Origin of the sequence: Bradyrhizobium sp. 4 (genome assembly GCF_023100905.1) — a bacterium.
In the GTDB taxonomy this organism is placed as follows: Bacteria; Pseudomonadota; Alphaproteobacteria; order Rhizobiales; family Xanthobacteraceae; genus Bradyrhizobium.
The window spans coordinates 4604165-4619664 of record NZ_CP064686.1 but is presented as its reverse complement, the minus strand read 5'-3'; the positions used below and the strand labels follow the sequence as shown (position 1 = coordinate 4619664).

16 protein-coding genes are annotated in these 15500 nt (G+C 64.4%); 11 read left to right on the top strand and 5 right to left on the bottom strand.

The window, feature by feature from the left end; all coding sequences use genetic code 11:
• Positions 1 to 674 precede the first annotated feature (674 nt).
• Positions 675 to 1388 (bottom strand): DUF599 domain-containing protein, encoded by a 714-nt coding sequence (locus IVB45_RS21790; RefSeq protein ID WP_247286889.1) that lies wholly within the window; start codon positions 1386 to 1388, stop codon positions 675 to 677.
• Positions 1389 to 1511: 123 nt separating this feature from the next.
• On the opposite strand from IVB45_RS21790, the gene IVB45_RS21785 reads away from it, so the two are divergent.
• The 5 genes from IVB45_RS21785 to IVB45_RS21765 all read left to right on the top strand — a co-directional run bounded on the left by IVB45_RS21785 (position 1512) and on the right by IVB45_RS21765 (position 4626).
• Positions 1512 to 2174, top strand: a complete 663-nt coding sequence (locus tag IVB45_RS21785) for a glutathione S-transferase family protein (protein ID WP_247361703.1) — start codon at positions 1512 to 1514, stop codon at positions 2172 to 2174.
• A gap of 84 nt (positions 2175 to 2258) precedes the next feature.
• Positions 2259 to 2627, top strand: a complete 369-nt coding sequence (locus IVB45_RS21780; RefSeq protein WP_247361701.1) for a YidB family protein — start codon at positions 2259 to 2261, stop codon at positions 2625 to 2627.
• A gap of 178 nt (positions 2628 to 2805) precedes the next feature.
• Entirely contained in the window at positions 2806 to 3009 is a 204-nt protein-coding gene (locus IVB45_RS21775; RefSeq protein WP_007611353.1) for a hypothetical protein, read from the top strand.
• A 158-nt stretch (positions 3010 to 3167) separates the two neighbouring features.
• Positions 3168 to 4142, top strand: coding sequence for a hypothetical protein (locus tag IVB45_RS21770; RefSeq protein ID WP_247361700.1), 975 nt, complete (start codon positions 3168 to 3170; stop codon positions 4140 to 4142).
• A 43-nt stretch (positions 4143 to 4185) separates the two neighbouring features.
• Entirely contained in the window at positions 4186 to 4626 is a 441-nt protein-coding gene (locus tag IVB45_RS21765; protein ID WP_027567361.1) for a DUF1489 domain-containing protein, read from the top strand.
• A gap of 31 nt (positions 4627 to 4657) precedes the next feature.
• On the opposite strand, the gene IVB45_RS21760 is transcribed toward IVB45_RS21765, so the two are convergent.
• Both IVB45_RS21760 and panC read right to left on the bottom strand, forming a co-directional pair.
• Positions 4658 to 5410 carry a hypothetical protein gene (locus tag IVB45_RS21760; RefSeq protein WP_247361698.1) on the bottom strand — a complete coding sequence of 251 codons (753 nt, stop codon included), beginning with the start codon at positions 5408 to 5410 and terminating at the stop codon, positions 4658 to 4660.
• 75 nt (positions 5411 to 5485) lie between these two features.
• The gene (gene panC / locus IVB45_RS21755) at positions 5486 to 6337 is read right to left on the bottom strand and encodes a pantoate--beta-alanine ligase (RefSeq protein WP_247361696.1); all 852 of its coding nucleotides are present in this window, start codon (positions 6335 to 6337) and stop codon (positions 5486 to 5488) included.
• A gap of 283 nt (positions 6338 to 6620) precedes the next feature.
• On the opposite strand from panC, the gene IVB45_RS21750 reads away from it, so the two are divergent.
• The 4 genes from IVB45_RS21750 (at position 6621) to IVB45_RS21735 (ending at position 10414) form a co-directional block, all read left to right on the top strand.
• Entirely contained in the window at positions 6621 to 7544 is a 924-nt protein-coding gene (locus tag IVB45_RS21750; protein WP_027567358.1) for a division plane positioning ATPase MipZ, read from the top strand.
• A gap of 345 nt (positions 7545 to 7889) precedes the next feature.
• Entirely contained in the window at positions 7890 to 8750 is an 861-nt protein-coding gene (locus IVB45_RS21745) for an alpha/beta fold hydrolase (RefSeq protein ID WP_007603233.1), read from the top strand.
• Positions 8751 to 8872: 122 nt separating this feature from the next.
• Positions 8873 to 9622 carry a VWA domain-containing protein gene (locus IVB45_RS21740; RefSeq protein WP_247361693.1) on the top strand — a complete coding sequence of 250 codons (750 nt, stop codon included), beginning with the start codon at positions 8873 to 8875 and terminating at the stop codon, positions 9620 to 9622.
• Between the two features lie 66 nt (positions 9623 to 9688).
• Positions 9689 to 10414 carry a DnaJ domain-containing protein gene (locus tag IVB45_RS21735; protein WP_027567356.1) on the top strand — a complete coding sequence of 242 codons (726 nt, stop codon included), beginning with the start codon at positions 9689 to 9691 and terminating at the stop codon, positions 10412 to 10414.
• A gap of 225 nt (positions 10415 to 10639) precedes the next feature.
• On the opposite strand, the gene IVB45_RS21730 is transcribed toward IVB45_RS21735, so the two are convergent.
• On the bottom strand, positions 10640 to 12484 hold the full coding sequence (locus IVB45_RS21730) for a D-alanyl-D-alanine carboxypeptidase (RefSeq protein WP_247361691.1): 1845 nt from the start codon (positions 12482 to 12484) through the stop codon (positions 10640 to 10642).
• 387 nt (positions 12485 to 12871) lie between these two features.
• On the opposite strand from IVB45_RS21730, the gene IVB45_RS21725 reads away from it, so the two are divergent.
• A complete protein-coding gene (locus tag IVB45_RS21725) occupies positions 12872 to 13210 on the top strand; it encodes a phasin family protein (protein WP_007603238.1) in 339 nt (112 codons plus the stop codon).
• A gap of 74 nt (positions 13211 to 13284) precedes the next feature.
• On the opposite strand, the gene IVB45_RS21720 is transcribed toward IVB45_RS21725, so the two are convergent.
• Positions 13285 to 14583: a pilus assembly protein gene (locus tag IVB45_RS21720; protein WP_247361689.1), complete on the bottom strand. Its 1299-nt coding sequence runs from the start codon at positions 14581 to 14583 to the stop codon at positions 13285 to 13287.
• Positions 14584 to 15070: 487 nt separating this feature from the next.
• Between IVB45_RS21720 and clpS the strand changes: the two genes are divergently transcribed.
• A complete protein-coding gene (clpS, locus tag IVB45_RS21715; protein ID WP_018455182.1) occupies positions 15071 to 15403 on the top strand; it encodes an ATP-dependent Clp protease adapter ClpS in 333 nt (110 codons plus the stop codon).
• The last annotated feature ends 97 nt before the right edge of the window (positions 15404 to 15500 follow it).

The following is a 15500-nucleotide window of genomic DNA, read 5'->3' as shown; positions in this document are numbered from 1 at the left end:
CTCTAATCGCGACGCACCAATCTGCGTATTGTCCTTGAGGACAACCAATCAGCACGTCGTCCCTCTCACACATCTGCGAACCGCCCGACGGGTATGCCGGACGGTGGTCCGTGCCACGCACACGCCGTTGATACGTGTCCTACCGACGCCGCAGGCAGCAGCGACTTCCGTAATCAGGCTTTCGGGCTGTGAAATCGGGGCAGGTGTCATCGCCTGAGCCGATACTGCGAAGAAGAAGGCGGACGTGGCAATTCCGAGCGACTTGATCATATCGAGCTCCCTGGAAGCGCCCAAGCGCCCGGCCGGCGCGGCGAAGCGATGGACGCGACTCCCTCAAGCTGATGCCCGCTCAAGTCAGAGAATTGAGATAGATCAAAGCGACTTCAGGAGTTCCCATGAGGCAATCGCTGCACAGGCCGAGACGCCGGCTTAGGATTATGATCGCAGGCTTCCCTGTGCCCTTGGATAAGAGGGGGAGGTGACCAGGCAAAGATACGGGCGAAATGCGCCGCGAGAGTGCGAAGCTATGTCTGCAATTCAAAATGCGAGCTGGAAAAGTGGCGCTGCCGCCTCATACTGCGTCAATGCGAGCGCAGCGACTTGTCCGCCACACTCCGCCCTCGTACCCCGGACGCAGCGCAAGAGCGCTGCAGCGCGTCCGGGACACAAGCGCGTCAACGACCGCGCCTCGTCTCCTCGCCATCCACCACCTCCGGCGCCATGGCCTCCCACGCGCTCGAGGCGAATTGCCGCCGCCAGGTCACGATCACCACGGCGGCCGTGGTCACGAACAACAGCCAGGGGCTGACGAACCAGCCGAGATAGCCGAGTGCGAAGAAGAAGGCGCGCTGGCCGCGGTTGAAGTGGCGGCCGGCGGATTCGAACAGGCGCGAGGTGCGGATCACATGGGCTTCGGCCTCCGGCGTGTCACGCTGCGAGGCCGCCGGCATGCCGCCGAACAGGATCGCGACATAGTTGAACAGGCGGTACGACCAGGCGAATTTGAAGAAGGCGTAGACGCAGATCAGGACAAGGCCGACGCATTTCAGCTCCCACATCGCCGGCGAGGTGCTGAGATCGATCGGCAGCTTGCTCAAGATCGTGATCGCGTCGTTGGTCGCGTGCAGCAGCGCCAACGCGCCGCCGAGCGCGATCAGGCTGGTGGAGGCGAAGAAGGCGGTGCCGTTCTGCAGCGAGGCCATGATCTGCATGTCGACCATGCGCGCGTCGCGGTCGAGCAGCCGGCGCACCCACACTTCGCGGTAGCGGTTCATGCGCGCCGACAGGCTGTCCCGGCCATAGGCCGAATGCTCCAGCGTCAGCGCGTAGACCAGCCACTCGATGATGAAGAAGCCGACGGCGGTGATGTCGACCCAATGCCTGCTCATGTCTGTCTCCTGGCGAGGATCGCAACGCTTGCCACGCATGGCGAGGTGCAGCAACGATTGATTGGCGGCAGGCGATGGCGTTAAAAGCGGCTCGCTTCAAGCGTATCGGGAAGGACTGATGACATGGCTGCGCTGAAACTCGCAATCGGCAACAAGAATTACTCGTCATGGTCGATGCGGCCCTGGCTCGCGCTCCGCGCCAACGACATCCCGTTCGTTGAGACCCTCATCCCGCTCTACACCGACAATCCCGCGGACAAGGAGCAGATCATCTCGTTCAGCCGCGCCGGCAAGGTGCCGGTGCTGGTCGACGGCGACATCACGGTGTGGGATTCGCTCAGCATCATCGAATACCTTGCCGAGCGCTACCCGGAAGTGAAGTTGTGGCCGGACGCCGCCGCCGCCCGCGCCCATGCCCGTTCGGTGTGCGCCGAGATGCATTCCGGCTTCATGGCCCTTCGCAACGAATGCGGCATGAACCTGCACCGCCCGGTGCGCCCCATGACGCTGTCGGCAGACGCCGAGGCCAATATCGCGCGCGTGCAGGAGATCTGGCGCGAATGCCGGACCCGGTATGGCGCCAATGGACCGTTCCTGTTCGGGCGCTTCGGCGCAGCGGATGCAATGTATGCCCCGGTCGTGCACCGCTTCCGCACCTACGCAATCGAGGTCACGCCGGAGACCCGGGCCTACATGGACACGATGCTGGCGCTGCCGGCGTTCCAGGAATGGACCCGGGACGCGCTCGCCGAAACGCTCATCATCGAAAAGTTCGAGAACGTGTAGTCGCGAATGTGATTGAGCGCGGCTTGACGGCATGGTGCATGGCGGCGCTCAATCGTGGAGCTAGGGGCAAGGAGAGGGGACATCATGGGAATCCTGGACTCGCTGGAGAACAATCCGGCGCTGCGTAGCGCGCTCGGCCAGCTCGGCGCAGCCGTGTTGCCCGACGTGCTGAGCGAGGTGCTCGGCAGCAACAATCAAGGCGGTCTCGGCGCGATCGTCGCAAAGCTCCAGCAGGCGGGGTTCGGTGACCAGGTCAAATCCTGGCTCGGCAAAGGCCAGAACCTGCCGATCTCGGCCGACCAGCTCCGCGGCGTTCTCGGCAGCGATATCGTCCGCCAATTGGCTGCCCGCTACAACATCCCGGTCGACCAGCTGGGCCAGATTCTGGCCCAGGAACTGCCCAAGGCGGTGGATCACGCCAGCCCCGACGGCCGTTTGCCCCATACCGCCTGAAAAACCGGTTCCAGCGGTATCATCGGCTGGCGGCATCACTCTGAAATAACTGCAAAATTCGCACGTTTGCCATGTTGCATACTGCTGGCCAAAAACGCCCGCCGCATGCTATACCACGGCCGGGTTTCCGGCCGGCCGACGCAGTGGGACCATGGGCGTGGCAGGCGTTGTTTGAGTGATGGAGAGGGTGTTGAAGCACAAATTCCCTATTGGCGCGCGCGTATTGTTCACCGCCAGCAATGTCGCACGCCCCGCTGCCAGCGGCTCGTATGAGGTCATCCGCCTCCTGCCGACCGATGGTGACGACTGTCAGTACCGGATCAAGAGCTCGACCGAAGCCTTCGAACGCGTCGCCAAGGAAAGCCAGCTCGCGCTGTCCTGAAGGCCGCCGCTATCCGCGCATTGGCGCGTCCCGGGGAATTGTATTCTGCCGCCGTCAAAAGGCCCGCTTCACCTTCAAAAGGTGGGCCGGGGGCAGCAGCCGACTCTCGGTGCTCGCTTTGACCATTCGCTCTCTGCTCGCGTGAGGGGACGTCGCGCATGAACTGGGCATGGGCCTCGTCGCTCGACCAAATCTGGCGCTCGCCGGCGTTTCCAATGTGGATGATGCTGGCGGCTGCCGGCTTCTTCGGACTGATCCTCCTGGTCACGCTGCTGCGCGCCGAGCGATCGGTCGCCAACGGTGCGCTGACCGTTGTTGCACTACTCGCCATTGCCATCGCCTTGGCTGCCGTGGTGCGCGTCGATGGACCGGCGGGGCAGACCACGCCGACCGAGGCGCGCGCGCAGGCCGCGATGACTGCGAGCCTGCCGGCGCTGTCCTGTCTCGACGAGCTCGCCGGCGAAGCCGTGGCCATTGGCTGCGAGAAGGCGCTGTTCGGCGCGCCTGACGCGGCGGCTGCGGCCGTCTCCACGACCGCGGCCAGGATCGACCGGCTGACGGCGCTCGGCGATGCCGCGACCGCGGAGAGGAGCCTGACGCCCGACATCAAGGTGCTGCGCAAATCGCTGGAGCGTGATCGCTACGGCCTGGTCGCGCAGGTGCTGGTCGCGCGCGACGGCTGCACGCAGTTCGACTGCGCAGCATTCCGCTCGCTGACCGACCAGCAGCAGGTCGCCGCCAACATGGATTCCCATCTCTACGACACGCTGGTCGCGCGCTACGCGCCGACCTGGAATGCGCCTGCAACGGCGCAATCGTTGCCGGCCACTGCCGCGCTTGCCGGACTGCCGCCGTCGATGCCGACGGGCAAGCCGACCAATGCGGAGTTCCCGAGTGCCTCGTCGACGCCGCCGGTCAGCATCATGAATCCGGAGCCGCCGACGCGCCAGGCGTCGCCCACAGCGAACGCAGCGGCCGCGCCGGCTCCGCGCGTCCCGGCAGCGGCCTCGGCACAGACCGCGGCTCCCGCCGCGAAGAAGCCGCCTGCGCCGAAGGCTGCGCGGGCGCCGGCGGCAGCACCGGTTCCGCTCACGCCGCCGCCCGCGGCTCCCCCGGCTGCGGATAACGAGTAGATCGGCATTCCAAATGCGTGGCTGCCCGGCTAATGCTGGGGGCATGCCACTACATCTGATCAAGCTCGCCGTCGGCTGCGAATCCGTCAAGGAATTGAAGGAGTGGACTGCCGAACGGATGCAGACCGCCAAGAAGAAGGGTCTGCCGCAGCATCACATCCACATCACCCGCATGGTGCCCAAGCGCGACGCCGAGATCCTGTCGGGCGGGTCGCTCTATTGGGTGATCAAGGGCGAGGTCGCCGCGCGCGAAAAGATCATCGGCATCGAGCCGTTCCGCGACAAGGACGGCATCGGGCGCTGCCGGATCGTGATGCAGCCGAAGGTGATCGCGGTGTCGCCGCGGCCGATGCGCCCGTTCCAGGGCTGGCGCTATCTCGCCGACGATTCGGTGCCGCCCGATCTCGGTAAGTCCGCGGCCGGCTCGATCGCGGCGATGCCGGAGCCGATGCGGCGCGAGCTGCGCGATCTCGGGTTGTTGTAGTCCGCTACTCCCAAGGCGTCACTGCGAGGCGTCACTGCGACGGCGTCACGATGTGCAGCCGCGCCCAGTCGGACGGCGGTATGACGACGGGGCGCCCGCCTTCGCCGATGCCATCCACGATGTCGACGAGATCGGGCGCAATGCCCATCTCGTTCAGATATTTCCGGTGTTGCTCGCCAAAATACTCCGTGAGGCTCTCGCGCTGCTCAGCCGGGATGTTGGGCGCGAGCCGGTTACGGACGGAGCGGCTGCCCAGCACAACCTTCGTGCCCGGCGGCAGGCTGCGATGCACGCCGCCCGCCAGCGCGAGCACGCAGGCAAAATCGCAAATCAGATTCGACGCCGACAATCTTGCATCGAGCGGTCCGCCCGGCCGCTTCAGCGTAAAGCATTCGGCGTCCGGCTTCCCGGCGCAGGCTGTGACCTCGGTCGTACCGGCAGTGGCGTCGAGGCCGCGGTCGCGCAGGATGCGGCCGAGGCTGCTTGCGACCTTGAGATTGGATACGCCCCAGCTATGGATCACGACAGGTAGCTTGCGCCCGGCCTGACGGTCGAGGATCGCGATCAGCCGCTTGTAGCTATCCCACTGCACAGCCCCTTCCGCGGCAATCCAGTCGGAACACCCGGGCCCGCAGGCATCGGCCGGGCCATGGGCGACGTAGAAGATCATGGCGTCGGGCGGCGAGCCGAAGGCGCCGATCGGCGGACGCTGCTGGGCCTGTACGGCGCCTGCTGCAACGAGCGCCAGCACGCAGCTCACGATCCTCGCGCTGATGGATGACATGCCCCGCCAGTCGGCTCGCTTCCTCGTGCCGATCATCCCTCCGGGCGAGCAAAGGTGCAAGATCAACCTTGGCGGTTACACCGCGATATTGTCGATCAGCCGGGTCGTGCCGAGCTTGGCCGCGACCAGGATGCGCAAGGGGCCGTCCTTGCGCGAGATGACAGGCGCCAGGGTCGCTGCATGGCGCACCTCGAAATAGTCGAGCTCAAAGCCGGCCGCCGTGATCATCGCGGCACCGCGTGCCATTGCGGCTGCGACCTCTTCGCCGACGCGGATGCGCCCGGCGCTGTCCTTCATGGCGCGGTACAGCGTGGTCGCGGTCTGCCGCTCCTGTGGTGACAGGTAGACGTTGCGCGAGGACATCGCGAGCCCGTCGCGCTCGCGCACGGTGCGGGAACCGATCACCTTGACGCCGAGGTCGAGGTCGCGGGCCATCTGCGCCACCACCCGCAACTGCTGAAAATCCTTCTCGCCGAAGATCGCGACATCCGGCCGGCACTGCGTGAACAGCTTGCCGACGACGGTGGCGACGCCGCCGAAGAAATGCGGGCGGAAGCGGTCCTCGAGGCCGGCCAGCGCTGGTCCCTCCGGCACGATGCGGGTGGCAAAGCCCTCCGGATACATGGCCTCGGCGCCGGGATGCCAGACGATATCGACGTCCTCGGCGGCCAGCTTGGCGAGATCGGCCTTCCAGGTTCGCGGATAGGCGCCAAAATCCTCGGTCGGAGCGAACTGGGTCGGGTTGACGAAGATCGACACCACGACGCGGCTCGCGCGCCGCCTGGCCAGGCGCACCAGCGACACATGGCCGTCATGGAGCGCTCCCATGGTCGGGACCAGCGCGATCGTGGCCTTTCGCTTGCGAAGATTGTCGACGGCGCGTCGCAAGGTGGGGACCGTGCGGGCGATCAAGGGGCTGCGTGACATCAGAACTCGACGGAGTTGGGGAATCGGCGGGCGCGTCCCGGCGCCCGGCGGGCTAACCTTAACAAGCGGCGACCATGGACGCCACGCATCCGGATGCGGCACAGCATCCCGCGCAAAGCCGCGTAAGAGGTCGCGACATTGTGGGTTGGATCACAGACGCGAAGCGGCGCGGCGATTCATGATGAAGGTCGGCGCGCCGCGATTTGTATTGCCTGTCACGCATTTCACTTGACCGCAGACGCGGCCAACTCGAAGATATTCGTCAGGGGTGTTGAGGATCGCGATGCTTGTGCAAGCTAGCCAAGGCCAGTCCGGCTCGGCGCATGTGGTCGTGCTCGGCAATGAGAAGGGCGGCTCCGGCAAGTCGACGACCGCCCTGCACATCGCAGTCGCGCTTCTGAAAGCCGGCCAGCGCGTCGCCACCATCGACCTCGACTGCCGTCAGCAGAGCTTTACTCACTACATCAACAACCGTTCCGCCTGGGCGCGCCGCACCAAGCTCGACCTCGAACTGCCGCTGCATCGCTGCATCAAGCTCGGCGAGACCATGCAGGTCGCCGAGAACGAGAATTCGGAGTTCCTTCAGTTCATGGAGGCGGTCTCGGCGGTCGAGAGCAGCTTCGACTTCATCGTCATCGATACGCCCGGCACCGACAGCTACCTGATGCGGCTTGCGCACTCGATGGCCGACACGCTGGTGACCCCGATCAACGACAGCTTCCTCGATTTCGATGTGCTCGGCACCGTTGACCCCGCCAATTACGCGGTGACGGGCGAGAGCCACTACGCCGAGATGGTGCGGGATGTCAGGCGCAAGCGCCGCCAGCTCGACGGCGCGACCACCGACTGGATCGTCGTGCGCAACCGCCTGTCGATGCTCGGCTCCCGCAACAAGCAGCTGGTTGCCGAGGGGTTGAAGGATTTGTCGATGCGGCTGGGCTTCCGCTACGTCGACGGCTTCGCCGAACGCGTCGTCTATCGCGAGTTCTTCCCGCGCGGCCTGACCGCGCTGGACGAGATCGACGAGGCCACCCTCGGCATGCGACCCAATCTCGGCCATCTCACCGCGCGGGAGGAGGTGACGAGCCTGCTCCGCCAGCTCAAGCTTCCGCTCGATGAGCGCGGACGCCGCCGCGCCGCCAACCGTGCCGAGTGGTTCAACCAGGTAGACAAGCCGCTCGAGGTCCACGACATCCTCGGCGCCTGAGGCGGCGGTATATCGCTACTTCCGGTCGATCAAAGCGGCCGGTCTCCCGTGGGAACCCAGCCCGCGCTCAACAGTTTTCACCCCGCGTTTACTGCAAAATTGAACCCGATCGAGACAGGTTGCGTCGGAAGGTGACGTGCACCCTGACGTAGCCGTATGAGAGCGAGGTGCCCAACAAACGTGTGCGCCGCACAATGAAAGGGCTGCCAGTTCACAATATTTAGCCTTCCTGTCACGCGGCTGTGACATATATTAGGGAATAGGCGACCAGGGGCCGAAGAGCTCCGGAAGAACACGATTTTCAACAGGGATTCAGGCCGCAAGAGCCTGAGGCTGAGGACGAAAATGAAGCGTGGAATTGCCGTTCTGGTTTCGGTCAGTGCCCTCTGCGGCGTCGCCTATTTCACGGCGAGCAAGTGGGCAATCAGGCACGAGACCATCACCTTCTACGATGCCTCGCGCGACAACCGTGCGGTGCCCGTCGATATCGCGATCCGTCGTGACAAGGAAATGCAGGCCAACGCCGGCATGATCACGATGCCGGTCGCCGTGATCAACCACGGCAACACTGTCAAGAACACCGAGTACGGCTTCCTCGCCAATATTTTCGCCGCGCGCGGCTATCTCGTCGTCAGCCCGCAGCATGATTTGCCGACCGATCCTCCGATGGTGACCAAGCCCGGTGAGATCTATGTCGGCCGGCTGCCGCAGATCCTGCGCGGCGTCGCCAACATCCATCTCGCCATGCAGGAGATGAAGAAGGTTCAGCCCAACGCCGACTACGAAAAGGTGACGATGGTCGGCCACTCCATGGGCGGCGACATCACGATGTATTTCGCCAAGCAGTATCCGGATGAGGTCAAGAAGGTCGTCACGCTCGACAATCTTCGCGTGCCCTTCGTCACTGCCGGCAAGTTCAAGATCCTGTCGTTCCGCTCCACCGATCCGCAGTTCAAGGCCGATGCGGGCGTGATCCCGACCGACGAGGAATGCGAGAAGGCCGGTATCCAGGTCGTGAAGACCGAATTCCAGCACAACGATATGCGCGACACCGGTCCGGACGCGGCCAAGAATTCGATCCAGGGCATGCTCGACAAGTTCCTGAGCGCGACCGACAGCGAAGTGGCGCCGGTCGACACCCAATCGTCCCCGCCCAAGATTCTCGAGCCCGGGCCGGTCGCTTTGATGGCGCCTGCCAAGAGCTGACGCCGTCCTGGTCGTCGATACCGATTATCAAAGCCCTCCGCCGGCTTCCGCCTGCGGGGGCTTTGCACATTGACCGGGCGGCATGCGCTGACCACATTAGCCGTTCACGCTAAGGTCAAGAAATGTCGGGCGAACCCATCAAACCGCGCGGCCGCGATGCCGTCTCGACGCAACCAGGCAGGGCTGTGCCGCAGGCGGGGACCTCGACCTCGGAGGACATCGCCGCCTTCGTCGCCAACGCACGCGCGCTGTCACCGCATGCGCCCGGTGCGAAAGGGCGGCTGATCTTCGCGCTGGATGCGACGATGAGCCGGCAGCCGACTTGGGACATGGCCTGTGCGCTTCAGGCTGACATGTTCCGTGAGACCGCCGCGCTCGGCAGTCTCGACATCCGGCTCGTCTACTATCGCGGCTTCAACGAGTGCCGCGCCACGGGATGGATCTCCGACAGCGCCAGGCTGGCGACGCTGATGGGCAAGATCGATTGCCGTGGCGGCGACACCCAGATCGGCAAGGTGCTGAGCGAGGCGCGGCGCGAGGCGGTCGCATCCGGCGTGCGCGCCGTCGTCTTCGTCGGCGACGCCATGGAAGAGAACGTCGACGAACTCTGCGCCAAGGCCGGCGAGCTCGGCATGCTCAAGGTGCCTGTGTTCGTATTTCAGGAAGGCCATGACGCGGTGGCCGAGCAGGCCTTTCGCGAGATCGCGCGCCTGACCGGCGGCGCCTGGTGCCGGTTCGATCCGGGCGCGGCGGCGCAGTTGCGCGAGCTGTTGCGCGCAGCCGCCGCCTACGCGGCCGGCGGACGCGAGGCGCTGTTGCAGTTGGCGAAGACCGCCAGTGGCGCGGCCAGGCTGATCGGCCAGATGAAGTAGCGCTGCAGCGGTCTGCGGGGCCAAGGACTCGATGCTTTTTGGCGATAGGCCGACTATATTCAGGCCATGACCCTGATTGCCGGTGCTATCGCTGTTATCACCCTTTATCTGCTGCTCCAGATGTTCCGTTCGGCCAATCCGGCCGTGCTGGCACGCGCGATCAGGTTCGGTGGCGGCGTGGTCGCGCTGGCTGTCGCAGCGTTCACGGGATTGAAGGGCGAACTGGTGGTGGCGATCCCGCTCGGGATATTCGGCGCCGGGCTCCTGGGCTGGACACCGATGGCAAACGCCGGCTTCGGCAATATCGGCGGGCTGTTCGGCGCCGGCGCGACGCGCCCGGCCGGTCAGGCGTCGCGCGTGCGCTCGCAATTTCTGGATATGCGGCTCGATCACGATTCCGGCCAGCTCGGAGGCCGGATCGTCGCCGGGCCTCACGCCGGGCGCGATCTCGATGAGTTCGATCTCGCGGCCCTGCTGGCAATGGTCCCGGCGTTCGACGCCGAGAGCGTGGCCCTACTTGAAAGCTATCTGGACCGCCGGTTTCCCGCTTGGCGTCAGAACGCGCAGGGCGACGCGGCAGGGGGGCAGCGCCGCACGGTGGCGACCGGCAAAATGACGACGGAGGAGGCCTATCAGATCCTTGGCCTGCAGCCGGGGGCGGGCCGTGACGACATCAGCCGGGCTCACAAGTCCCTGATGAAGAAACTGCATCCCGACCAGGGGGGCTCGACGTATCTCGCTGCCCGGGTAAACGAGGCCAAGGATACTCTGCTTCGCACGCATAACGGCTAACTCCGGCACCACGCTACAAACGCTCGTCCCGTGTGAGCCCCGCTTGCTCTGTTTGCCGTCGCCCCGATGCCCGCCATTGTCGGCGTGGTCGATCCCTTGCGTAAAGTTTTAACCGTAAATCCTTGACGAGAGGTTGTCGTGGAACAGCCTCGTCGGCCACCGTATCCCGAAAATGAAAATGCCCGCGCAAGGCGCGGGCATTTTGATTGGAACGGCGCGAAAAGATCAGTTGCGGACGGTCATGCAGGAGATATCGGCACGCTTCAGGGTGCGGCAGACGGCTTCCGCCTGCTCGCGGTCGAGCCCGGCGAAGCGGGCGCGGTAGAGCTTGCGATTGTCTTTCGCGACGACTGGCTCGGTGAACGGATCGGCCTTGCTGAGCAGGCCGCGAGCCGAGCTGCGCGCCGCGTCGATTCGCTGCTGGGCTTCGTTCTCGCTCTCGAGCGCGCCGACCTGGACGATCCAGCCGCTGTGGGTGACGACCGGCTTCGCGGTGGTGCTCATCTGGACCGGCTGCAGCGCCGGGTCGGCTGACGCAAGCTTCGTAGCAGCCGGGGCGGGTGCGGCGGCGGCGGCGGCCGGCAATACGCCGAGGATGCCATTGCCGGTGCCGAAGCCCGCCGGCTGACGCGGCAGCTCGGTACGGGCGATCTCGGCCTTCGGCGCCTCCGGTTGGCTGGCAACCTCGGGCTTGTTGATGAGGTCTGCCCGGGCCACGACGGCGCCGGAGGTTTCGGCGACGTCGGAGCGGGACGCGATCGTGCTCGTGACCTGCGGTGCGATCTGAGCCGGGGCGGCAGAGGCGACCTTCACGGTGCCGGCCTTGACCTGCACGGTCTTGACCCGGACCGGCTTCATCGGCTCGGACGAGCCGGGGATGATCGAGAGGGGCTGGCTCGAGATCACGCCATTGGTGAGCGGCGCAGGCTCGATCTTGGATTCAGTCGACCGAACTTCAGGCTTGTTGGCTTCAGATCTGGGCTGAGCCGGCGGCACCGCGGCAGTCGCAGCCGCAAGCGTCGACAGGCGCGCGGCGAGACGCGACGGGGCTGCTTCGGGAGCAGGGGCAGCCTGAACCTGCGGAGCGGAGCGTGCCGGGGTATCCGACGCATCAGCGACTTCGGCAGCGGCGTCGGAGCCGTTGCGCTCGGTGACCGCGGCGACGGTATGGGTGGTCGCGGCCTTATCGAGGTTCTCCGCGAGCAGGTTGCGCATGATGGCGTCGCGCGAGCCGCCGCTGCGGCCGCCCAGCACGACGCCGATCAGGTGGCGGTTGCCGCGGCGCATCGAGGTCACGAGATTGAAGCCGGAGGCGCGGGTGTAGCCGGTCTTGATGCCGTCCACGCCCTCGACATTCCCGAGCAGATGATTGTGGTTCCGGATCGACTGTCCGCGCCAGTTGAACGTCGAGGTCGCGAAATAGCGATAGTAGCGTGGGAAGCGCTCCTGGATGGCGCGGCCGAGCGTGGCCTGGTCGCGCGCGGTCGTGACCTGCTCGTCGTTGGGAAGACCGTTGGCGTTGCGGTAAACCGTCCTGGACATACCGAGCGAACGCGCCTTGCGCGTCATCATCTGGGCGAAGTCGTCCTCGTCGCCGCCAATCGCTTCCGCGATCACAACGGCTGCGTCGTTGGCGGAGCGGGTGACGAGACCCTTGATTGCGTCCTCGACGCGAATGGTCTGGCCGGCACGCAGGTTCAACTTGGTCGGATCCTGATCGGCGGCGTGCTGCGACACCGGCATCTCGGTGTCGAGCTTCAACTTCCCGGACTCGAGGCGCTCGAACAGCAGATAGAGCGTCATGATCTTGGTCAGCGAGGCCGGGTGGCGGATCCCGTCGGGACTCGTTGCCTGAAGCACGGACCCGGAATTGCCGTCGACGATGATCGACGCGAATTTCGGGCTGGAACTCTCGGACACATCGCGCTGCACGCGGTGGTGCGCGTAGTGACGACGGTGGCGCCGCGCCTCGGCAGCATCTGTGGTGAAGATGACCGCACTGGTGACCGCAAGAAGCCCAAAAACGCCAACCCGCGCCAAGCGCGAGGAAGACAAGTTTTTACGAAGCATGAAACCCCGTCCCCGTTTCTGACTTGATCACCGGCTCGTGAGGCGAAATTGTGCCCATGGGACCCGGGATCATTACCTGCTCAGGCTGTCCTTCCGCAGGTGTTCGCTGCGGGGACGTTGGGCCTGAGCCGCTATTCTGGCTAAGGTGATGTTCTCCAACGGCTTTTGGCCGTTTGTGGAAGCTGAACACGTCCAGGGAATCAAAGTAGGGCGCTGCGGTTTCCAAAAGCTTAAGGAACCCTTGCGGGAAAACCCGGGAATTGGTGCGAACTTGTCCTTATTTTTGTGCGTCGCACAAAATTCTTGACTTTTTTGTGCGCTGCACTAATTGTAAGCAGGGTCAGGGAGCCGGGGCTTCCCGACGAGAGCTAGGGAAAAGGATTCCGAATGTTCAAGGTTGAAGACTTTCAAGGCTACGGGAAAGAGCACTTCGAGCAGTACGTCGCCTCCGCGACCTCGATGCAGCACGGCCTTCAGGCGATCGCCAGCGCCTATGGCGACTACACCAAGAAGTCGTTCGAAGACACCAAGTCCTTCGTCGAGAAGCTTTCCGGCGTGAAGTCGCTGGACAAGGCCGTCGAAGCGCAGACCGAATTCGCCCGTTCCGCCTACGAGTCCTTCGTCGCGGAATCGCAGAAGATCGCCGGCCTTTACAGCGACCTCGCCAAGCAGGCCTTCAAGCCGGTCGAGACCATCGTGTCGAAGTTCACTCCGGCCGCCAGCTAACGTTTCCTGACGTCCTGGAATCAAAAGCCCGGCTGAAGCAGTCGGGCTTTTTTGTTTGTCGTGGCGTGTCGATCTCAGCGCGCGACGCGCAGCTTGGACAACGACGTGCCGATGTCCTTGAACACCGAGACGGTCTGATCTGCCTTCGTCACCAGATAAAACTTGTCGGTGCCGCTCGCGCAATATTGCAGCACGCTGGACGCCGGATCGCTGCCGGTGTTCACCTGCACCGTATAGATCGTGATGTTCGCCGCCTTGGCGTTGTCGCACAGCTTCTTCTGCCGCGCGTCGATTTGCCAGGCGTTGCTGTACCAGCGGTTCTGCGTATTGAGACCGTCGGAGAGCAGCACGATCGCATCCTTGTAGGTGTAGTTGGGGTCCTTGGCCGGCGCGTTCATGGGATCGCCAGCCGACAGCGTCATCCAGCCCCAGGCGAGGCCAATGCCCTGGTTGGTGTTGCCGGTGGGCTTCATGGCGTCGATCCGGCTCTTGAGTAAGCTCCAGTCGTAGCTCAGCGGCATGATTGGCTGCAGATAGGACGAACTGCCGGGGTCGCAGTAGGAGTACTGTTCGGCCGGGAACTGTGTTCCCGCGTTGCCGCTCGTGGGCGTCGTGTTCTTCGTGTCGTAGTCCTGGTCGCGGTCGACCACGCATCCCGTCCATGCGTTGTGGTTGGCGAACCTGGTGGCGCGGGCCGCGTCCCAATCGCTGAAATCGACCCAGTACTTGCTGTAGTTGCTGGCGCCGACGTTGACGTCCTTGGCAAACGGAACAATCGAGATGTAGACGTCGCCATCGGTCTTGGAGAGCGGGCTGAGCTGGTCGACCAGGCTCTTCGCGGCGGTCTGCATCGCCGCCATCTTGCCGTCGTCGGCCATCGACCCCGTGTTGTCGAGCACCAAGGCCACGCGCATGCGCACCAGGCCCCAGGCGCTGGTGGAATTGGCGCCGACGTCGAGTGTCGGGAAGCCCGCGACCTTCATGAAGGTGGTCGTGTAGGTGCCGGCGCCGGTGACCTGGATGGTGGAGCCCATGCTGGTGCTTGCGTTGTAAGTGGCCGCGATGCTGACCGACGGCAGGGCGTTGGTGGCGGTGAACAGGGCGTTGAAATAAGCCTGCGCCTTGATGCTGATCTGCGACGTCGTGATGGTGCCGGACGACAGATCCTTGGAGACCATCAGCGAGGTCGAATCGAGGGCCGCCTGCATTGCGGAACGAGCTTGGGCCGCGCGGCTGTAATCGATTGCAGCTCCGACGAAGCCTAAAACCGGGAGCAGCGCGATGGCGAAGATCACGGCGATATTGCCTTGTTCGGCCGCTGCAAACCGGGCGAGGTGTCGACCAATACGGCTGACGAATGGCAGGCGAGACATGACGATTCCCGGAAATCTGTGACTTTGCCCGTTTTCGCGCCACGCCGTTGAACGCAGGGTAAATCGGTCCGTAGAAAACCGGAGATAGCCCGCGCGAAACAGCCGCAGCCACGTTGCCGGCCGGGTTCCTGGTCAACATCTTCTAAACGGGCGGGGCGGAAGCTTTTGTCAAATCAGTCCGGATTGATTAACCTTGGCAAGGATCGCCCGGACCGGGAATCGGGACCGCCATGGCCGCATCGGCCGAGCTGTCGTACGCTTGCGGCGAGCCGGGGGCAGGCCCATATTCGGTGAGGCCGATCCGGCTTGGACCGGACCGGCTGGAAGCGGCGATCCAACAAGGCGGTGCGCCTGTGCGAAGCTCCAAAAGCCGGGGCTGCGCGGCAAACCGTCATACGCTTCCGTGGGGAATTTGAACGCCTGAGCCATGCCGCAACTGTCTTCCAGACCAGATCCGTCCGCGGCCGCCGCCGCCCACGCTGCCCTGATGAGCAACGACGAGAACCGTTCCGGCGGTCCCTCCGCGCCAAACACGTCCGTCATCACCAAGGTCAAGCCGAAGACCAAACGGCCGAACCTGTACCGTGTGCTGATCCTGAACGACGACTACACGCCGATGGAATTCGTCGTTCATGTGCTGGAGAAATTCTTCCAGAAGGACGCCGAGGCTGCAACCAAGATCATGCTGCACGTTCATCATCACGGGATCGGGGAGTGCGGCGTGTTCACCTACGAGATCGCCGAGACCAAGGTGACGCAGGTGATGGATTTCGCTCGCAAGCACCAGCATCCGCTGCAATGCGTGATGGAAAAGAAGTAAGTCTCGACACGTTACGGCGCGTTCGAAGCCGGCTTGTGCATGCCGCAGTGTGATTGCCGCGTGATGTCTGCGCGCGATGTTCGTTGCAGACGGCAAA